We start from the raw sequence: 18,383 nt of genomic DNA, 5'->3' as shown, positions 1-18,383 counted from the left end.
GGGACGAAACAAGGGATGCACCACCACCGTCAGCGCGTCGAATCCACAGCGTCCACATAGCCACCTCAATCCAACGTCTTGCGATAAAACCGCAACGCCACCCCCAGCACCACCACCGTAAACACCATCAACGGCCAGATGCTCGGCCACAGCTCGAACCAGCCATTGCCCTTGAGCAGGATGCCGCGCGTGAGCCGGTTGAAGTACGTCATCGGCAGCAGGTTGCCGATCACCTGCGCCCACTTCGGCATGCCCACGAACGGGAACATGAAGCCCGAGAGCAGGATGTTCGGCAGGAAGTAGAAGAAGGTCAGCTGCGTCGCCTGCAGCTGGTTCTGCGCCAGCGACGACAACGTAATCCCCACCGTCAGGCTCGCCACGATAAACAGCAGCGCCGACACGTAGACCATCCACACACTGCCGACGAACGGCACGTGGAAAACGAAGAACGCCATCAGCAGGATGATGGTCACCTGCACCAGCCCGATGGAGATGTACGGCACGATCTTGCCCGTCATCACCTCCAGCGGATGCACCGGCGTGGCGAGCAGGTTTTCCATCGTGCCGCGCTCGCGCTCGCGCGTCATGGCCAGGCCCGTCATCATCACCATGGTCATCGTCAGGATGGTGCCCATCAGGCCGGGGATGATGTTGTATTGCGTGATGCCTTCCGGGTTGTACAGCTTGTGGATGCGCACATCGAATGGCGGCGCCGCACCGTTGGTGCCAGCACCTCCAGCCAGCGACGACAGCGCGCCCTTCATATCCTTGCTGACGACGCCCTGCACCAGTTGCGAGAGCGAGGCCACGGCGAGGCCGGTAGCGGCAGGGTCGGTGGCATCGGCCTCCACGAGCAGCGAGGGTTTCTCGCCGCGTACGAGCTTGCGCGTGAAGTCCGGCGGGATCGATACGACAAACTGAAGCTGCCCCTTGGACAACGCCTCGCGCCCGGCGGTTTCGTCTGTCAGCGTGGTCGCCAGGTCGAAGTAGTCGGAGTTGCGCATGCTGGCCAGGAAGCTGCGCGTGAACTCGCTCTGGTCGGCGGCGATTACGCCGGTCAGCAGGTGCCTCGGGTCGGCGTTGATGGCAAAACCGAACAGGATCAGCTGCATGATCGGAATGCCGATCATCATCGCGAACGTCACGCGGTCGCGGCGAAGTTGCAGAAACTCCTTGAGCACCACGCTCCACCAGCGCACAAGCGAAAACCGATTGCCCTCTGGCTTCATGGCTGCGTCCCGTAATTGTCGGAGGAGCGCCTCATCATGTGGATGAACACGTCTTCGAGGCCGGTGTCGATCGGCTCGGCGCGCATACCGGATTCTCCGGCGAGCTTGCGCAGCGTGCCCTCCAGCGCTTGCGCATCCGCGCCGGTCACGTGCAGCACCGAACCAAACGCGACGGTCTGATCGACGCCGGGCTGCCCTTCCAGCTTGCGGCCCAGTTCGACCAGATTGCCGCCCGAGACCGACCACGTCGACAGGTGCTGCGCGGCGATCACTTCATCGGCGGTACCTTGCGCGAGCAGCTCGCCATATGCGATGTAGGCAAGCTTGTGGCAGCGCTCGGCCTCGTCCATGTAGTGCGTGCTGACGAGCACCGAGATGCCCTCCGCCGCCAGCCGGTGCAGCTCTTCCCAGAAGTCGCGGCGCGCTTTCGGGTCGACACCGGCGGTGGGTTCATCGAGCAGCAGCAGTTCGGGCTTGTGGAGCATGCAGGCGGCCAGCGCCAGGCGTTGCTTCCAGCCGCCCGACAGCGAGCCCGCCAGTTGCTTGGCGCGCGAGGCCAGCCCGAGATGCTCCAGCGCGTGATCAACCGCCTCGCGCCGATTGGGCATCTCGTACAGGCGCGCGACGAAATCCAGATTCTCGCGAATGGAAAGATCATCCCAATACGAGAACCGCTGCGTCATGTAGCCGACGCGCCGCTTGATCTGCGCAGACTGCTTGAGGATGTCGTAACCGAGGCACGAGCCACTGCCGCTGTCGGGCGTCAGCAGCCCGCACATCATGCGGATCGACGTGGTCTTGCCGCTGCCGTTGGGGCCGAGGAAGCCAAAGATCTCGCCGCGCGCAACCTGCATGGAGAGGTCTTTCACGACGTGCTTGTCGCCGAAGTGCTTGTTCAGGCTATGCACGTCGATTGCGTAGCCGCCATTGCCTGTGTGGTGCCGGCTGTCGGGGCTGTCAGGCCGGGCAGTGCTCATGGCAGTGTCACCTCGACGGGTTGGCCCGGGCGCAGCTTCGGGCCATCGGCCGCGACCGGCCGCGCTTCCACCATGAAGACAAGCTTGTCCCGCGTCGTGTTGCTGTAGATGACGGGCGGCGTGTATTCGGCTTCTGTTGCGATGTACGTGACGGTGGCGTTGATATCAGCCGCGCAGCCATCGCAGTGCAGGCGCGCGGCTTGCCCCGGCTTGAGCGCGCCGACCACGCCTTGTGGCACGAAGAATCGCACCTTGACGTTGGCCGGCGGCAGCATGCGCACCACGGGGCTGCCGGCGCCGACCCATTCGCCTTCGCGATACAGCGTGTCGAACACGAGGCCGCCCTGCGTAGCTTTCTGCGCTTTCTGGTCGAGCCGCCATTGGGCCTGCGCCACTGCGGCCCGCGCCGCCTCCACCTGTGCGGATTGCGCGCGAATCTGGTCATTGCGCGCCGGCAACTGGGCAATGCGCAGCTGGTTGGTCAGTTCACGCACGCGCTGCGCGTTGGTCTGCGCGCTGGAGCGGCTTGCATCGAGCTGCGATTGCGCGATGCCGCCTGCACGGAACTGCGCCTCGTCTCGCGCCAGCTGCGTCGACGAGAGCTTGTCCGCCGCCACCGCCTGCGCCAGTTGCGCGCGCACCGCGTCCACTTCCGGCACACGCTTGCCGACGTTCAGGTCGGCGAGTTGCGCTTCGGCGCCTTGCAATTGCGCGGCAGCCTGCTGGCGAGCGGCAGTCTCATCCACCGATTCCAGCACGAAGAGCGGCGCACCTGCGTTGACCGTCTGCCCGCGCTGCACGCCGAGATAGTCCAGCCGCCCGCCCACCGGCGACGCCACGTAGACAAACTCACCTTCCACGTAGCCCTGGTAGGTGCGGTCGTCGTGTTTAGCGCAGCCCGCCAGCACGATTGCTGCGGCCAATGCCGCCGCCAAACACCCTGCCCTACCCATGCACAACGCTTGCCGCATGCCACCCTCCGCGGGATTCGATTGATGCGATTGACCTGCCGTGTTCGCCTACTTGCGTCCCTTGCTCTTTGGCTTAGGCTTGCGTTTCGGCTTCGCTTGCTTCCCGCCGGCTTCCTCGGGCGCCGCGACGGGGCCGATGCCGTGCAGCAGCAGCGCAGCCACGTGCTGCCCGATAGCCTCGTCGCTCACCTGATCCGCCAGTGGCAGACGCCCCCACAGCGCGCGCGTCGCCAGCGGTAGCATCGCCAGGCCGATCACCGAGACCATCACCAGCGGCGGCTGCAGTGCCGCGTTCACCGCGCCCGCCGCTTGTGCGCGGGCAATGCGGTCGACCAGCAACGTGGCGCGCTCCAGCGCGATGCGCGCGAACACACGCTCGCGCAGCTGGCCGCCTTCGCTGGCGATCTCCCGAATCCACAGCGTCGGAAACCAAGGCGTGGCCGTGGCCACCGTCACCATGCGCTGCGCCACGCCTGCCAAGGTCTGCGCGAGGTCGGGCAGATGCGCGTCGTCGGCGATGATTGCAAGCGCCGGGCGCGTCACTTGATCGACCAGCGGGCGGATGCGCCCCTCCACCACGGCGTCGAGCAATTGATCGCGCGACTTGAAGTGGTAATGCACCATCGGTGCCGTCACCCCAGCTTCGCGGGCGATGGCAGCAAGCGTGGTCGGGCCAACGCCGTCGCGCGCAAACAGGGTGACGGCGATGTCGAGCAGGCGGTCACGGAGGCCGTCCTGCGTTACGCCATCCTGGCGACGGGGGCGGCCCGGGCCGCGAGAAGTCGGTTCGAAGGTTGCCATGCCGCGAATATTAATTGTCTAATTAATTAATTTCAAGGCGACATGTCGCGCCTTGTAGATCGACGGGGAAGATTGCGACCGCGCGGCTAAACGCGCGCCGCCGCATCAAGCTGCGCAAGCCGCACCAGCAAGCGGTCCTGCGCTTCGCTCGGGAAGCTCGATGTGCGGCGCACGGCGAACACGGTGTTCAGGCAGCGCCGCGTCGCGATCGGGCGCACGACCTGCAGACGCCCGCGCTCCACCGCTTCCTGAACGGCATGCAGCGGCAGCACCGACCAGCCCATGCCGGCCTCCACCAAGGTGCTCACTTCTTCCAGATCGGAAACGTGATGTGCGCTGACGGTCGTCTCCGGCATGCGCCGGAACAGCGCCTTGAACCACAGCCCGTAGACCGCATCGGATTCGTCGTAGGTGACAAAGGGCAGCGCCGCGCAGTCGGCCAGCGTGCGTGGCGCAGCGTGCTCACGCAGTACCCGGGCGCTGCAGGCCAGCACGAACTCTTCGGTATAGACAGCGTGGTGTTCAAACAGGCGCGACGTGCGCGGCGTGTAGACGAAGCCGAGATCGGCGCGGCCGGATTCGACATGGCTGAAGACCTCTTCGTCGCTGCCGAAGACGAGTTCCAGGCGCACGTCGTCGAGAAGCGGCGCCTCCGATTCGGGCGAAGGCGTCAGCAGCGCCGGCATCAGCACATAGCGTCCGAAGCTGGAGCCGCTCGCCAGCTTGAGCGATACCCGCTCCATCTCGCCGCTGTGCAAGGCGGCGCGCAGCTCATCCAGCCCGGCAAACGCATCGCGGCACCACGCACGCACCGACGTGCCGGCGCGCGTCAGCACGAGCTTGCGCCCCGAGCGCTCGAACAGGGGCACGCCGAGCCACTGCTCCAGCTGCCGCATCTGGTACGACAGCGCCGGTTGCGACACGGCGAGGCGGTCTGCGGCACGCACGAAGCTGCCTTCGTTGGCGACGGTCAGGAAGCTATGCAGATAACGCAGCGGCGAGTGCGACATGGCGCCTCAATTCATCAAATTTTTGGATCGAAAAACGAAAAACATTCGATTTGATTTCAAGTCTGTCAGATCGCACAATCCGCCGCAAGTGAACGACCGATCCAGGCAGGAGGCCATCATGACGACCGCAATGCAACATCCGAGCTATGCATTGGAAGACCGTTACGGCGCACGCAACTACGCGCCCTTGCCGGTCATGCTGGAACGCGGCGAAGGCGTGTGGCTCTTCGATACCGACGGCCGGCGCTACCTCGACATGATGTCTGCGTACTCGGCCGTCAGCTTTGGGCATTCGCATCCGAAGCTCGTGGCCGCGCTGACGGAACAGGCCGGCCGGCTGACGCTCACGTCGCGCGCATTCCACAACACCGAGCTGGGGCCCTTCCTGGCCGACGTCTGCCGCATCACGCGCATGGACCGCGCGCTGCCCATGAACACCGGCGCGGAAGCCGTCGAAACCGCCATCAAGGCGGCACGCAAGTGGGCGCGCGACGTAAAGGGCCTGCCGCCCGAGGCGGCCGAAATCATCGTCTTCGACAACAATTTCCACGGCCGCACGACGACCATCGTCGGGTTCTCCTCACACGATCAATATCGCTACGGATTCGGACCCTTCGCGGCGGGCTTCCGGCGCATTCCGTTCGGCGACGCCGATGCACTGCGTGCGGCGATCGGGCCCAACACGGGCGCCATCCTGATGGAGCCCGTGCAAGGCGAAGGCGGCATCGTCGAACCGCCTGCGGGCTACCTCAAGCTCGCGCGTGAACTTGCCACCCGGCACAACGTGCTCCTCGTCTGCGACGAGGTGCAAACGGGCCTAGGCCGCACCGGCGATGTGCTGGCGAGCTGGCACGAAGGCGTTGACGCCGATCTGGTGGTGCTGGGCAAGGCGCTCGGCGGCGGCATGGTGCCCGTATCGGCCATTGCCGGGCGCGAGGCGGTCATCGGCGTGTTCCACCCGGGCGACCACGGCTCCACGTTTGGCGGCAACCCGCTCGCAGCGCACATCGGACGCGCGGCACTTGCCTTGCTGATGGAAGAACAACTGCCACAGCGTGCCGCGCGCGTGGGCGCAGCGTTCATCAACGAACTGAAAACGCTGGTCGGCCACGGCGTTCGGCAGGTGCGTGGACGCGGCTTGATGATCGGCCTGCAGCTCGACGCCGACATCGATGCACACGACTTCGCCTTCGCGCTGGCCGAGCGCGGCGTGCTGACCAAGGACACCTACGGCAACGTGGTTCGCCTGACACCGCCGCTGGTCATTGGCGAGGCCGAACTGGCGCTGGCGCTGGACGCCATCCGCCAGACGCTGGCCGGCTGGCCGCGGCGCAAGGTGGCGTGAGGAAGAACTCGCAAGGGGAGTGACATGACCATCATTGATCTGATCGGCGCGGCCATCGGCTGCGGAGCGCAAGACGACGGCTGCAAGGACGGCCCGCGCGCGCTGCTGGAAGCCGGCGCGCTGGGGCGATTGCAGACGCGGGACACGCATGCCGCGCTCGTGCACGACATCGAACTGGCGATGTCAGCTGGGCACAGCCGCTCAGCACGCTTGGCGGCGCTCCCAGGCGTCGCCGGCTTCTCGCGCGCGCTCGGCGACGCGACCGCGCACAGCGTGCACCAGGGGCATGTGCCCGTGGTCATCGGCGGCGATCACTCCTGTGCCATCGGCACCTGGTCAGGCGTCGCAAACGCCTTGCGGCCAAGGGGACCGCTTGGCCTGATCTGGATCGACGCCCATCTCGACAGCCACACGCCGCAGACGAGCGATTCCGGCGCCATCCACGGCATGCCGCTGGCGGCGCTGCTCGGCCACGGAGCAGCGGCCCTCACGCAGATCCGCGATGCCGCGCCGAAGCTGCTGCCGGAACACGTGGTGGTGATCGGCGCGCGCAGCTACGAGCCCGCCGAACGCGCGTTGCTTGACCTGCTTGGCGTGCGCGTCATCGACGCAGCCGAAGTCGCACGCAATGGTCTGCGCGCCGTCATGGCCGACGCCATCCGCCAAGTCAAATCGGACACGGCCGCCTTTGGCGTGACACTCGATCTGGACGCCTTTGACCCCGCCGTCGCGCCGGGCGTCGGCACGCCCGAAACAGACGGGCTCACCGCGCAGGGCATGGCGCAAGCACTCGCCGCGTGCGCACGCGACGCACGGTTTGCCGCATTCGAACTGGTGGAATACAACCCGCGCCACGACAAGGGCGGGATCACGGCACATCTGGCCCTGGACCTCCTGGCCAGCGTCGCAGGCGCATTGCACGCCCAGCGCCGCGAATACGCGACGGCGGCTTGAACCGCCATTAAAAAAATCGGACCGCCAACACCCGCGAACAGACGGTGTGGCCGTACCCTGCCCTATGCGACGCCTTGAATTTCTGTTGCAAGGAGGAAAAAGGAAGGGAAACTGTTTGAGCGCAGCGAGTTTTTCCCTTCCCCTCCTTGCGACATAAATTCAAGGAATCTTTCGCCGCATCGGGCGCGCCTTTCTTTGCTTACTTTCTTTGGCAAGACAAAGAAAGTGAGTCAGCCCCGGTAAGGGACGAAACAAGGGATGCACCACAAACGCCGGTGGTGCAGAGAAGAACAAGCGCTTAAGCCTGTTCCTTGATCCGAAACACCTCCACCCCCACCGACTCACAATCCGGATACACATCCGGCTTCTCCGTCGACACCCGCGCGGCCAGCACATGCGGGTGCTTGAGCATCGCCGCCAGCACGTCATCGCACAGCGTCTCCTGCAGATGGATATGGCCTTGCGCCATGCGCCGCGCCACGGTCTCGCGCATGAAGTCGTAATCCACCACTTCATGCAGCTTGTCTTCCGTGGGCGACGAATGCTCCAGCGGCACGTACAGCTCGATGTTGATCAGGACGCGCTGCTCGCCCTTCTTCTCGAATTCATGCACGCCGATGTTGATCTGCACTTCGTAGTTGCGCAGGAACATGCGGCGGCAGTGCGACAGGCGCGGGTGGGATAGCAGGGAAAGCATGGGAGCGTCCGGGGGAGGAGTTGTTTATTCAGTCAGGAACATCACGTCGCGTGCCAGCGGCATCAGGTGCTGGCCTCCGTCGACGAACAGCGTGGTGCCGGTGACGGCGCGGGCGGTGGCGAGGTAGCACACCGCCTCGGCAATGTCTTCCGGCGTGGACGACTGGCCCAGCGGCGTCATCTGGTGCGCGCGTGCAAACCCGCCTTGCGACTGGTCGCCCGACACCATCGTGATGCCCGGCGCCACGCCCACCACGCGCAGCGCGGGCGCCAGCGCCTGCGCAAGCTGCATCGTGGCGGTCGACAGCGCCGCCTTCGACAACGTGTAAGAGAGGAAATCCGGGTTCAGGTTATCGAGCTTCTGGTCGAGCAGATTGATGACGACGCCGCGGTGCTCGGCGCCATCGGCAGTCAGCGCACGGTGCAGCTCGCGCGACAGCAGCAGCGGCGCCGCCACGTTGGTGCGCATGTGCGTATCGAGCGACGCATAGCTGAAGCTGGTCGCGACGTCGTACTGGAACAGCGACGCGTTGTTGACCAGGCACGTGGGCGTACCCAGTGCAGCGCTGCAATCGGCGATCAGGCGGCCGGCGGCAGCTTCGTCCGAGAGGTCGGCCTGCAGCACGGCGGCGCGCCGGCCCATGGCAGTGATCTCGGCGGCCACGGCGTCGGCCTCCGTGCGCGAGCGGTGGCAATGCACTGCCACATCCCAGCCGTGGCGGGCCAGGGCCAGGGCAATGACGCGCCCCACGCGACGGCCTGCGCCTGTGACGAGAGCGATGCGCTGCTGTGTAGCGGATTCTGCGGTCGATTCCGCAGTTGACTGGTTGAGCGTCTGCGCCATTGTTTACAATTCGCCGATGAGCAAAACCGTGAGTTTACCGCTTCCCAACGAGGCGGCGCAGGCGCAGTCCGCGCACCTGTTCGCCGTGATCGCCGACGCCATTGCGGCCGCCGGGGGCTGGCTTTCGTTCGACCGCTACATGGAACTGGCGCTTTACGCGCCCGGCCTGGGCTATTACAGCGGCGGCGCGGCCAAATTCGGCCGCCGCGTGGAGGACGGCGGCGACTTCATCACCGCGCCCGAACTGACGCCGTTCTTCGGCCGCACCGTGGCGCACCAGCTCGCGCAGGTGCTGCAGGCATTGCCCGAAGGCCAGCGTCACGTGCTGGAATTTGGCGCCGGCACCGGCAAGTTGGCCGCCGACATCCTTATCGAATTGGATGCGCTGAGCGTGCGGCCCGACAGCTACGGCATCGTCGAACTCTCCGGCGAGCTGCGCCAGCGCCAGCAGGAGCGTCTGACTGCGCTCGGCCCCGACCTGGGCGCCCTGGCGCAGTGGCACGACACATTGCCCGCGCCGTTCACCGGCGTGATGATCGGTAATGAAGTGCTCGATGCGATGCCCGTGTCGCTGTGGGCGCGGCGCGGCGGCATGTGGCACCAGCGCGGCGTGATGCTAGATGCGGAGCACGGCCTGCAATGGGAAGACCGGCTTGTTGATCCGTCAGAGGTCCCAGCCAAGCTGGCCGCCCTGCCCGGCACGGATGATTTCGTTACCGAATCGCATGAGGCCGCCGAGGGCTTCATCCGCAGCACCGGCGCAGCGCTTGAACGCGGCCTGCTGCTGCTGATCGACTACGGTTTCCCGGCTGCCGAGTACTACCACGCGCACCGCGCCAACGGCACGCTCATGTGCCACTACCGCCAGCACGCGCATGACGATCCGTTCTGGCTGCCAGGCCTGCAGGACATCACCGCGCACGTCGATTTTTCGGGGATTGCCCAGGCGGGACAGGAAGCCGGGCTGGAACTGCTCGGCTACACGAGCCAGGCGCGCTTTCTGTTGAGCGCCGGCGTGGGTGAGCTGCTGATGACACTTGATCCGTCCGATCCGATGCAGTTTCTGCCGGCGGCCAATGCCGTGCAGAAACTGCTGTCGGAAGCAGAAATGGGCGAGCTGTTCAAGGCCATCGCGCTGGGCAAAGGCATCGATGCAGCACTGCCGCTGACCGGCTTTGCCGATGCCGACCGCTCGAACCGCTTGGGTTAGACGATCAGGCTGACGCGGCCTTGGCCGCTTTGGCCTCCAAGGCGCGTTCGTTCTGCTCGGCTTCGTAGCGGCCGATCGTGCCGCGCATCCACCACAGCAGCGCAAGGCCCGGGAAGGCAAACACCACGGTCATCAGATAGAACGCGGGCCAGCCGTAGGCTTCCACGAGGTAGCCCGAGGTGGGCCCAACGTACACGCGGCCGATGGAAGCCAGCGCTGACAGCAACGCATACTGCGTCGCCGAGAACGACCGGTTGCACAGCGCCATCAGCAGCGCCACAAAGGCCGCCGTTCCCATGCCGCCGCAGATGTTCTCGATGCCGATGGCCACCGCCATCGTCCACAGGTGCTGCGGCGTCACGGCCAGCACCCAGTAGCCCAGGTTCGACACCGCCTGCAGCACGCCAAAAAGCAGCAGCGCTCGCACCAGCCCGAGCCGCACCATCAGCGTGCCGCCATACAGTGCGCCCACGATGGTGGCGGCCAAGCCGAGCGTCTTGTTGACGATGCCGACCTCGCCGGCGGAAAAGCCGACGCCGCGGATCAGGAACGTGGTCGACAGGCTGCCCGCAAACGCGTCGCCCAGCTTGTAGAGCACGATCAGCCCCAGCAGCGCCCAGGCGCCACGGCGGGAGAAGAAGTCTCGCAGCGGCCCCACCACGGCTTCCTGCAGGCTGCGCGGTGGGCGAGCCGACACCTCCGGCTCGGGCGACCACAGCGTCGTGATGATGCCCAGCGCCATCAGCCCGGCCATCAGCAGATACATGTTGCTCCAGCCCATCACGCGATCGGCCAGATACAGCGCCAGGCCACCCGACACCAGCATCGCCAGCCGGTAGCCAAGCACCTTCACGGCCGCGCCGACGCCGCGCTCGCTCGTATGCAGCACATCGGTGCTGTAGGCATCGAAGACGATGTCCTGCGACGCGGATAAAAACGCCACCAGCACCGCCAGCCCAGCCAGCGCCCAGAGCGCGGCATGCGGCGGCGTGAAGGCCATGGCCGCAATCGACGCTACCAGCCCGGCCTGCGTCAGCACCAGCCAGCCGCGCCGGCGGCCCATCAATGGCGGTGTGAAGCGGTCCATCAGCGGCGCCCACAGGAACTTGAAGATGTACGCCTGCCCCACCAGCGAGAACAACCCGATGGTGCGGATATCCAGCCCTTCCACCGTCATCCAGGCCTGCAGCGTGCCCGAGGTGAGCGCCAGCGGCAGGCCGGAGGCAAAGCCCAGCAACAACATGGCGCCGATGCGGCGGTTGCGAAAAATATCGAGGTAATCGTGGAAGGTCATGCGGCGGGCCGGTGGCGAAGGCGAATGCGGGTTGCCACGTAGCGTGGCGCGCGGCGTTGGCCGATATTATGTCGCACGGATCCGTCCCCTCACCTATATGCCCCGTGTCACACGCTCCCTGCTGACCGCAATCGGCCTCGCGCTATCTGCGTGGGCAACCGCCATGGACGGCCCGCTGCCCGTACCCGCCGACGGCGTGAAGCTGGAAGCGCCCACTACCACATCGCCCAACATCCGGCTCGTCATTCCGGCCGAGGAAATCGATAAGCGCGCGCTGGCCGAATATCAGGGGATCATCGACAACGCGGCCCACGAAGGCGCGCTGGCGCCCGACAACGTGCCGGATCTGATCCGCATCCGCGGCATCGTCAAACGGCTCACACCTCAGGCACCGCGCTGGAACCCCGACGCCACGCATTGGCAGTGGGACGTCAACTTGATCGGCTCGTCGCAGGTGAACGCGTTCTGCATGCCCGGCGGCAAGATCGCCGTGTTTTCGGGTCTCCTCGAACAGTTCAAGCTGACGGACGACGAACTCGCCATGGCACTCGGCCACGAGATCGCCCACGCGTTGCGCGAACACGCCCGCGCCCGCGCCGGCCAGCGTGAAATCACCAACCTGGGCGCCAACGTCATCTCGCAATTGTTCGGCTTCGGCAACCGGGGCGATACGGACCTGGGTGAAGGCGCCAAGATGCACCTGCTGGCCTTCTCGCGGGCGGAGGAAACCGAGGCCGACCTGGTCGGCATGGACATCGCTTCCCGCGCCGGCTACGACCCGCGCGCCGCGCTCACGCTGTGGCAAAAAATGGGATCGATCGGCGGGACGGAGCAAAAGCAGTTTCTGTCGACGCACCCGTCGGGACGCACGCGCATGGCCGTGCTGTCGCGCCATTTGCCCGAAACGCTCACGCTGTTTGCCGACGCCCGCCATATGACGATGGCGAAGCTGCCCGAATATCGGTCGAACATGCAATATCTGGGCGCCGCACCTGTTGATAATGGCGATGAGGCGCCGATGCGGCCGATGCGGCGGCGGTAATAATGGCTAGGTAATTGGCGCATTGATGTCTGATCAGTCACCGGTTCCATCAAGATGCGCTGGAAAGTCACATCGGTAGCTGGTTTTGCGCACAGCATATCGTGCAGCCCCCCAAAAAAATCTCGTCGATGTGCGAGGTTTCTTGTCTGCGCGGCCGGATGCGGCAGCAGCAGCCCCAGCAGGACGCCACCGGCACGAACGCCGCCGTCGACACCCGCCATCCACAACGTACTGGCGCCGTCAGCCGATCCGCAGCCAGCCGAAACAACCCCGTAAGCAGACGGGTCGCGCAACCGGCCATTCCTCTTTACGATGGGTGCTCACTTGCGCGTGTGCGGCGCCAACCTGGAGGAACCCGTGAGTCTGACCATCCTGTGTGTGCTGGTGATCGTGGCAACGGTGTGCGCAGCACGCGGCCGACGTCGGGCTGCGCGCGGGCTGGCGGTGTTCTCCGGTGTGCTGGTGATCGCGATCGGCTGCGGGCCGGTGCCCGCGTGGCTGCTCGATTCGCTGGAAAAGCCGTTCGAGAACGAGCCCCATGTCCAATGGGGCGCGCGCAACGCCATCGTGCTACTGGGCGCGGGCACATTCCGCGTGGGCGACTCGGTCGAGCCGGGGCTGTTCTCGTATCCGCGGCTGGTGGAAACCACACAGCTGTACCAGGCGTGCCGCAAGTCAGATGGCGATTGCAAGATCCTCGTCAGCGGCGGCGATGCACGTCACCATGGCTCGCCGGAAGCCACCGTGTATCAGCGCGAGCTTGTCAGGCTGGGCGTCGCCAAGGACGACGTGCTCATAGAGCCCCAGAGCATGAACACGTGGCAGAACGCGCAATTCTCGCGCACGGTGTTGGCGCAATACGGCGCTGATCGCACCGTGCTCGTTTCATCGGCCATCCATCTGCGGCGCAGCCTGCTGTATTTCACGCACTTCGGCATGGCGCCGGTCCCCGTGCGCGCCGACGATCTGCAGGCCGCGGCGTCGCCCTTGCCGATGGCATACAACTTTGCGCTGACCGACTTCGCACTGCACGAGTGGATCGGCATCGCGCGCTATCACATGTACAACGCGCTGGGCTGGAACCCTGGGCGCATCAACCCCGGTGACGCCTGATTCGGCGGCCCTGTGCCGGGCATTCGAAGTGGTGCTCTAGTGCTTCCGGAGGGGAGCAAAATTCCGGCGCCGACCTATACTTTGTGCATCGCAACATCCGGGCATCGCAATGCGCCATCTCGGCCGTATTGAAGCTCACCGCCTCATCGCCATTGGCAAGCTCGCTTGCCACCACCCGCCCACCGGGCGCGGCCATCCCTGACGGGAATCGCTGACGATTCCTGCGCCAGCAAGTGGGCCGCTGCGTAAGCAGCGCCCACCCCGCCAGCCACACCTCAGAAGCAATCCAACAAGCAAGGGGAACCCTCATGCCTGAAGTCACGGCAAGCAAGCTGCCGGTCAAACTGCTCGCGCTCGTCTTCGGCGCCGTCGCGGCGCTGGTGATCGGGCGGACTTTCCTGCTGAACTGGCAGATCATTCCGCCCGGCTACACGGGCATCAAGATCAACCGGCTCGTCGATCGCGGCATCACGCATGAAAACGTCGTCACCGGGTTCGTGTTCTACAACCCCGTGCAGACCGCGATCATTCAGTACCCGACTTACGTGCAGCGCGTGATCTGGACGCAAGACGTGAACGAAGGCCGCGCGCTCAACGAAGAACTGACGTTCAACACGAAGGACGCCGTGCCCGTCAACGTGGACGTGGCCGTCTCGTACCAACTCGATCGCGAGAAGGTGCCGGCCTTCTACACCAACTTCCGCGCCGATCGCATCGAGACGTTCACGCACGGCTACCTGCGCGACACCGCGCGCAACGTGATCGTCGCCATGGGCTCGGAATACAACTTTGACGACGTGAACGGCGGCAAGAAGGAAGAGTTTGTCGCGCGGCTGACCAAGGAGCTGGACACGCGGCTCGCACCGCTGGGCGTGTCGATCAAGCAGTTCGGCATCGTCGGCTCGCTGCGCCCGCCGCGTGCGCTGCTCGATGCAGTGAGCGCCAAGACCAAGGCCATCCAAGACGCGATCCGCACTGAAAATGAAGTGCGCTCCGCCCAGGCCGAGGCCAAGAAGAAAGTGGCGATTGCCGAAGGCGAAGCCGCTGCCAACCATGCGCTCGCCTCGTCGCTGGATGACCGGCTGCTCGCCTGGGAACGCTTGAAGCTCGAACGTGCCGCCATCGAGAAATGGAACGGCGTGACGCCGAGCGTGATGGCTGGCGGCAACGGCGGCGGCATGTTTTTCAACATCCCGGCGGGGGCGCAGAGCAAGTAAGCCGCGGGTCGTCAAAACGGCCAAAGAAAAACGCGCCCGAAGGCGCGTTTTTCGTTTCCGCTCAGGCGGCGATCAGCTCGCGAAACCCGGCGCGGCTTCGCGCACGGTGTGCTCGGCGCCTGCTGCGGGAACCGGCGCTTCCACATGCAGGCTCGTCGCCTCATCCACACCGAGATGCACGTTCATGCATTGCACCGCTGCGCCCGCCGCGCCCTTGCCCAGGTTGTCCAGACGCGCGGTGACGACCATGCGCTCGTCCGAACCGAACACGAACAGGTCGGCACGGTTGGTGTCGTTGGCGCCCTGCACATCGAAGAAGCCGTTGTCGAGCGTCGCAACGTTGTCGGCCGGCGCCACGCGGATGAACTGCTCGCCCTGGTAGTAATCGGCCAGCACGCGGGCGATGTCCGCCGGGCTCGCCTTGCGCGCCAGGTGTTGCGGGTGCAGGCCGATCGTCACGGCCAGGCCCTTGAGGAAATTGCCGACGACCGGCGTGAAGATCGGTGCGAGCGACAGCTTGCTCTGCACGCGCATCTCCGGCAGGTGCTTGTGCGCCAGCGCCAGCGCGTACGGACGCGGGCTGTCGAGCTTCGGGTTATTGGCGGCGAGGTAGTCGGCAATCATCTGCTTGCCGCCGCCGCTGTAGCCGGTCAGCGAGAACGCGGTGACCGGGTAGTCGGCCGGGACGATGCCCGCGTCCACCAGCGGACGCATCAGCAGCACGAACGCACTGGCGTGGCAGCCCGGCACGGCGATGCGCTTGGTGTTACGCAGGCGCTCGCGCTGGCCCTGGGCCAGTTCGGGCAGGCCGTAGACCCAGTCGTCCGACGTGCGGAACGCGGTGCTGGCGTCGATGATGCAGGTGTTCGGGTTGTTGACCAGCGAGACGGCCTCGCGCGAGGCGACGTCCGGCAGGCACAGGAATGCGACATCGGCGGCATTCAGGAATTTGGCGCGCTCGGCAGAATCCTTGCGCTTGTCTTCGGCGATGCGCAGCAGCTCGATATCGTCGCGCTGCGACAGATAATCGAGCAGGCGAAGGCCGGTGGTGCCTTCCTGACCGTCGACGAAAACCTTGAATGCCATGGTGATCTCGCTAAAAAACTGGGGGCCAAAGACAACGCCGGCAAGCGATGCCGGCGCGTGAGGTTTGCATTGTAGCGGCTGACGAAGACATTTCCGCGGCAGCGCTATGAAGTGCTTTTAGTGCCGCTTACCAGTGCGGCTTCGTGTCGTAATCGATCGTCAGCGGCGCGTGGTCGCTGAACTTGATGTCCTTGAAGATCGACGCGCGGCGTGCCGTGGCGGCAATGCCCGGCGTGGCGATCTGGTAATCGATACGCCACCCGACGTTCTTTGCGTATGCCTGGCCGCGGTTGCTCCACCACGTGTACTGCTCGGGGCGCTGGTCGAGCGTGCGGAACACGTCCACGTAGCCGACCTCATCGAAGAGCTTGGTCAGCCACGCGCGCTCTTCGGGCAGGCAGCCGGAGTTCTTCTGGTTGCCCTTCCAGTTCTTGATGTCGATTTCCTTGTGGACGATGTTGACGTCGCCGCACAGCACGACCTCGCGGCCCTTTTCGTGGCGCAGGTCCTTGAGGTGCTCCATGAACAGGTCCATGAAGCGGAACTTGGCCTGCTGACGCTCTTCGCCGCTGGAGCCCGACGGCACGTAGACCGAGATGACCGACAGCTTGCCGTAGCGGGCCTCGACGTAGCGGCCTTCGGCATCGAACTCGCCGTTATCGAAGCCGACGATGACTTCGTCGGGCTTGTGGCGCGTGTACAGGCCCGCGCCGCTGTAGCCTTTCTTTACCGCGTGCTGGAACACGCCGTGGTAGCCGTGCGGCGCCAGAAATTCCGGGGTCATGTCGTCTTGCGCGCATTTCAGTTCCTGCACGCAGACGAAATCGGCGTCCTGCTTGCCCATCCAATCAAAAAAGCCTTTGCTGGCAGCGGAGCGAACGCCGTTGAGGTTGGCGGAAATGATGCGTAACATGGCGGGACTTTTTTGCGGACCAGAGAAAAAAAGATGAGCCAAAACAGCGAGTTGCGCCAATCCTTCATCCGCTTTGCGGTGGAGGCCGGCGTGCTGTCATTCGGGGAATTCGTGACCAAGGCGGGGCGGACGTCGCCCTATTTCTTTAACGCCGGCAAGTTCGCAGACGGCGCCCTGCTGGGCCAAGTCGCGCAATTCTATGCGAAAACCCTGCTGGACTCGGGTGTCGAGTTCGACATGCTGTTCGGGCCGGCCTACAAGGGCATCACGCTCGCGTCGGCCACCGCCGTAGCCTTGGCGGGCCTGGGCCGGAATGTGGGCTTTGCGTACAACCGCAAGGAAGCCAAGGACCACGGCGAAGGCGGCAGCCTGGTCGGCGCGAAGCTGCAGGGCCGGGTGGTGATCGTCGATGACGTGATCTCTGCCGGCACCTCGGTGCGCGAGTCCGTCGAGCTGATTCGCGCCGCCGGCGCGACCCCGGCTGCTGTGCTGATCCTGATGGATCGGATGGAGCGCAGCGGCAACGCCGTGGATATCGGCGAGCGCTCTGCGGTGCAGGATGTGCAGGCGCAGTACGGCATGCCGGTGGTGTCGATTGCGAATCTGGATGATTTGCTGGGGTATCTGGATAACGCTGGCGACCCGGCGCTGGCTGGGTATCGGGAAAAGGCTGCTGCTTATCGGGATAAATACGGCGTTAGCGCGATCTGAGTTTTTGCCGCGTTAAAAAACCCCGGTGGATGTTGTTCGCCGGGGTTTTGTTTTTTGTGGCTCATCCTCCTGCCGCGGCCGATGCGAGGGATGCACCATCAGCGCAAGAGCCGCAAACCACCACCCTATTCGATCTTCAACCCCAAGAACGCCGGATTCCCCACCGGATATTCCGGCTGCAACCGCTCCATCACCTGCAGCAGAATCTCCGCCACCATCAGGCTGCGATGCGACTTGGAGTTCGCTGGAATGATGTGCCACGGCGCGTGCGGGGTGGCTGTGGCATTGATCGCGTCTTCGTAGGCGGCCATGTAGTCTTCCCAGAACTTGCGTTCTTCAATGTCCGCCATCCCGAGCTTCCAGTGCTTCTGCGGATCGTCGATACGCATCTGCAGCCGATCGCGCTGTTCCTCCTTGGAGATATGTAAAAAGCACTTGACGATGGTGGTATCGGTCTCGGTCAGCATCTGCTCGAAAGCATTGATGTGAGCGTAGCGGCGCTTGCTCTCGGCGGCATCGATGTCTCCATGCACGCGGGTGACAAGCACATCTTCGTAATGGCTGCGATTGAAGATGACGATCTCGCCTGCGGCCGGCACCTCCGCATGGATCCGCCACAGGAAGTCATGCGCCAACTCCAGCGGCGTGGGCACCTTGAAGCCCACCACGCGCAGGCCGAGCGGGTCGAGCGCACGGAATACGGTGCGTACGGTGCCATCCTTGCCCGCAGTATCCATGCCCTGCAGCACGACCAGCAGCTTGCGGCGGTGCTCGGCATAGAAGATGTCCTGCAGCGCCTCAATGCGCGCAGACAGTTCGGCCAGCCGCGCCAGGTCACCCGCCTTGCTGCCCGTGGTGCACGGTTTGGCGGCAGGATCGAACTTGGCGATCTTGAACTTGCTGCTGCCGTCGAAATACCAGTCGTCGATGGGGTTCTTGCCGTTGGATGCCACGGTGTCTCCTTGTTGTT

At 64.9% G+C, this 18,383-nt stretch carries 18 protein-coding genes; 7 read left to right on the top strand and 11 right to left on the bottom strand.

Annotation, left to right across the window (positions count from 1 at the left end; genetic code table 11):
- Positions 1-65: 65 nt before the first annotated feature.
- From BEK68_RS15615 to BEK68_RS15595, 5 genes are all read right to left on the bottom strand, one after another.
- Positions 66-1,229: an ABC transporter permease gene (locus tag BEK68_RS15615; protein ID WP_009239301.1), complete on the bottom strand. Its 1,164-nt coding sequence runs from the start codon at positions 1,227-1,229 to the stop codon at positions 66-68.
- A complete protein-coding gene (locus tag BEK68_RS15610) occupies positions 1,226-2,206 on the bottom strand; it encodes an ABC transporter ATP-binding protein (protein WP_009239302.1) in 981 nt (326 codons plus the stop codon). Before BEK68_RS15610 ends, BEK68_RS15615 begins: the two co-directional genes overlap by 4 nt.
- Positions 2,203-3,177, bottom strand: a complete 975-nt coding sequence (locus BEK68_RS15605) for an HlyD family secretion protein (protein WP_065851766.1) — start codon at positions 3,175-3,177, stop codon at positions 2,203-2,205. The genes BEK68_RS15610 and BEK68_RS15605 overlap by 4 nt, the downstream gene beginning before the upstream one ends.
- Positions 3,178-3,225: 48 nt before the next feature.
- A complete protein-coding gene (locus tag BEK68_RS15600; protein ID WP_009239304.1) occupies positions 3,226-3,978 on the bottom strand; it encodes a TetR/AcrR family transcriptional regulator in 753 nt (250 codons plus the stop codon).
- A gap of 86 nt (positions 3,979-4,064) precedes the next feature.
- On the bottom strand, positions 4,065-4,988 hold the full coding sequence (locus BEK68_RS15595; protein ID WP_009239305.1) for a LysR family transcriptional regulator: 924 nt from the start codon (positions 4,986-4,988) through the stop codon (positions 4,065-4,067).
- Between the two features lie 118 nt (positions 4,989-5,106).
- Here BEK68_RS15595 and rocD point away from each other — a divergent pair, with 118 nt between their 5' ends.
- Positions 5,107-6,333, top strand: coding sequence for an ornithine--oxo-acid transaminase (gene rocD, locus BEK68_RS15590; RefSeq protein WP_009239306.1), 1,227 nt, complete (start codon positions 5,107-5,109; stop codon positions 6,331-6,333).
- Positions 6,334-6,357: 24 nt separating this feature from the next.
- Positions 6,358-7,287, top strand: coding sequence for an arginase (locus BEK68_RS15585; protein WP_009239307.1), 930 nt, complete (start codon positions 6,358-6,360; stop codon positions 7,285-7,287).
- Positions 7,288-7,585: 298 nt separating this feature from the next.
- Here BEK68_RS15585 and BEK68_RS15580 read toward each other — a convergent pair whose 3' ends face one another.
- Together BEK68_RS15580 and BEK68_RS15575 are read right to left on the bottom strand one after the other, a co-directional pair.
- A complete protein-coding gene (locus BEK68_RS15580) occupies positions 7,586-7,984 on the bottom strand; it encodes a dihydroneopterin aldolase (protein WP_009239308.1) in 399 nt (132 codons plus the stop codon).
- Positions 7,985-8,008: 24 nt separating this feature from the next.
- Positions 8,009-8,827: an SDR family oxidoreductase gene (locus BEK68_RS15575; protein WP_009239309.1), complete on the bottom strand. Its 819-nt coding sequence runs from the start codon at positions 8,825-8,827 to the stop codon at positions 8,009-8,011.
- 16 nt (positions 8,828-8,843) lie between these two features.
- Between BEK68_RS15575 and BEK68_RS15570 the strand changes: the two genes are divergently transcribed.
- Entirely contained in the window at positions 8,844-10,037 is a 1,194-nt protein-coding gene (locus BEK68_RS15570; protein WP_009239310.1) for a class I SAM-dependent methyltransferase, read from the top strand.
- A gap of 4 nt (positions 10,038-10,041) precedes the next feature.
- On the opposite strand, the gene BEK68_RS15565 is transcribed toward BEK68_RS15570, so the two are convergent.
- A complete protein-coding gene (locus tag BEK68_RS15565; RefSeq protein ID WP_009239311.1) occupies positions 10,042-11,331 on the bottom strand; it encodes a muropeptide transporter in 1,290 nt (429 codons plus the stop codon).
- 97 nt (positions 11,332-11,428) lie between these two features.
- On the opposite strand from BEK68_RS15565, the gene BEK68_RS15560 reads away from it, so the two are divergent.
- The 3 genes from BEK68_RS15560 to BEK68_RS15550 all read left to right on the top strand — a co-directional run bounded on the left by BEK68_RS15560 (position 11,429) and on the right by BEK68_RS15550 (position 14,703).
- Positions 11,429-12,373 (top strand): M48 family metallopeptidase, encoded by a 945-nt coding sequence (locus BEK68_RS15560; RefSeq protein WP_004635808.1) that lies wholly within the window; start codon positions 11,429-11,431, stop codon positions 12,371-12,373.
- A gap of 357 nt (positions 12,374-12,730) precedes the next feature.
- A complete protein-coding gene (locus BEK68_RS15555) occupies positions 12,731-13,486 on the top strand; it encodes a YdcF family protein (RefSeq protein WP_024542217.1) in 756 nt (251 codons plus the stop codon).
- Between the two features lie 308 nt (positions 13,487-13,794).
- Positions 13,795-14,703, top strand: coding sequence for a prohibitin family protein (locus tag BEK68_RS15550; RefSeq protein WP_009239313.1), 909 nt, complete (start codon positions 13,795-13,797; stop codon positions 14,701-14,703).
- Positions 14,704-14,775: 72 nt separating this feature from the next.
- Here the strand turns inward: BEK68_RS15550 and argC are convergent, their stop codons facing one another.
- Entirely contained in the window at positions 14,776-15,789 is a 1,014-nt protein-coding gene (gene argC, locus BEK68_RS15545) for an N-acetyl-gamma-glutamyl-phosphate reductase (protein ID WP_009239314.1), read from the bottom strand.
- A 127-nt stretch (positions 15,790-15,916) separates the two neighbouring features.
- Positions 15,917-16,702, bottom strand: a complete 786-nt coding sequence (locus BEK68_RS15540) for an exodeoxyribonuclease III (protein ID WP_009239315.1) — start codon at positions 16,700-16,702, stop codon at positions 15,917-15,919.
- A 33-nt stretch (positions 16,703-16,735) separates the two neighbouring features.
- Here BEK68_RS15540 and pyrE point away from each other — a divergent pair, with 33 nt between their 5' ends.
- On the top strand, positions 16,736-17,413 hold the full coding sequence (gene pyrE / locus BEK68_RS15535; RefSeq protein WP_004635818.1) for an orotate phosphoribosyltransferase: 678 nt from the start codon (positions 16,736-16,738) through the stop codon (positions 17,411-17,413).
- Positions 17,414-17,538: 125 nt separating this feature from the next.
- On the opposite strand, the gene BEK68_RS15530 is transcribed toward pyrE, so the two are convergent.
- On the bottom strand, positions 17,539-18,366 hold the full coding sequence (locus BEK68_RS15530; protein ID WP_009239316.1) for a polyphosphate kinase 2 family protein: 828 nt from the start codon (positions 18,364-18,366) through the stop codon (positions 17,539-17,541).
- Positions 18,367-18,383 lie beyond the last annotated feature (17 nt).

The sequence above is a fragment of the Ralstonia pickettii genome (genome assembly GCF_001699815.1).
In the GTDB taxonomy this organism is placed as follows: domain Bacteria; phylum Pseudomonadota; class Gammaproteobacteria; order Burkholderiales; family Burkholderiaceae; genus Ralstonia; species Ralstonia thomasii.
This window is presented reverse-complemented; position numbering and strand designations above follow the sequence as displayed.

Excerpts from the sequence above, each read along its gene's own strand:
- BEK68_RS15615 (WP_009239301.1), bottom strand. The coding sequence starts at position 1,229 with ATGAAGCCAGAGGGCAATCGGTTTTCGCTTGTGCGCTGGTGGAGCGTG.
- BEK68_RS15610 (WP_009239302.1), bottom strand. The coding sequence starts at position 2,206 with ATGAGCACTGCCCGGCCTGACAGCCCCGACAGCCGGCACCACACAGGC.
- BEK68_RS15605 (WP_065851766.1), bottom strand. The coding sequence starts at position 3,177 with ATGCGGCAAGCGTTGTGCATGGGTAGGGCAGGGTGTTTGGCGGCGGCA.
- BEK68_RS15600 (WP_009239304.1), bottom strand. The coding sequence starts at position 3,978 with ATGGCAACCTTCGAACCGACTTCTCGCGGCCCGGGCCGCCCCCGTCGC.
- BEK68_RS15595 (WP_009239305.1), bottom strand. The coding sequence starts at position 4,988 with ATGTCGCACTCGCCGCTGCGTTATCTGCATAGCTTCCTGACCGTCGCC.
- rocD (WP_009239306.1), top strand. The coding sequence starts at position 5,107 with ATGACGACCGCAATGCAACATCCGAGCTATGCATTGGAAGACCGTTAC.
- BEK68_RS15585 (WP_009239307.1), top strand. The coding sequence starts at position 6,358 with ATGACCATCATTGATCTGATCGGCGCGGCCATCGGCTGCGGAGCGCAA.
- BEK68_RS15580 (WP_009239308.1), bottom strand. The coding sequence starts at position 7,984 with ATGCTTTCCCTGCTATCCCACCCGCGCCTGTCGCACTGCCGCCGCATG.
- BEK68_RS15575 (WP_009239309.1), bottom strand. The coding sequence starts at position 8,827 with ATGGCGCAGACGCTCAACCAGTCAACTGCGGAATCGACCGCAGAATCC.
- BEK68_RS15570 (WP_009239310.1), top strand. The coding sequence starts at position 8,844 with ATGAGCAAAACCGTGAGTTTACCGCTTCCCAACGAGGCGGCGCAGGCG.
- BEK68_RS15565 (WP_009239311.1), bottom strand. The coding sequence starts at position 11,331 with ATGACCTTCCACGATTACCTCGATATTTTTCGCAACCGCCGCATCGGC.
- BEK68_RS15560 (WP_004635808.1), top strand. The coding sequence starts at position 11,429 with ATGCCCCGTGTCACACGCTCCCTGCTGACCGCAATCGGCCTCGCGCTA.
- BEK68_RS15550 (WP_009239313.1), top strand. The coding sequence starts at position 13,795 with ATGCCTGAAGTCACGGCAAGCAAGCTGCCGGTCAAACTGCTCGCGCTC.
- argC (WP_009239314.1), bottom strand. The coding sequence starts at position 15,789 with ATGGCATTCAAGGTTTTCGTCGACGGTCAGGAAGGCACCACCGGCCTT.
- BEK68_RS15540 (WP_009239315.1), bottom strand. The coding sequence starts at position 16,702 with ATGTTACGCATCATTTCCGCCAACCTCAACGGCGTTCGCTCCGCTGCC.
- pyrE (WP_004635818.1), top strand. The coding sequence starts at position 16,736 with ATGAGCCAAAACAGCGAGTTGCGCCAATCCTTCATCCGCTTTGCGGTG.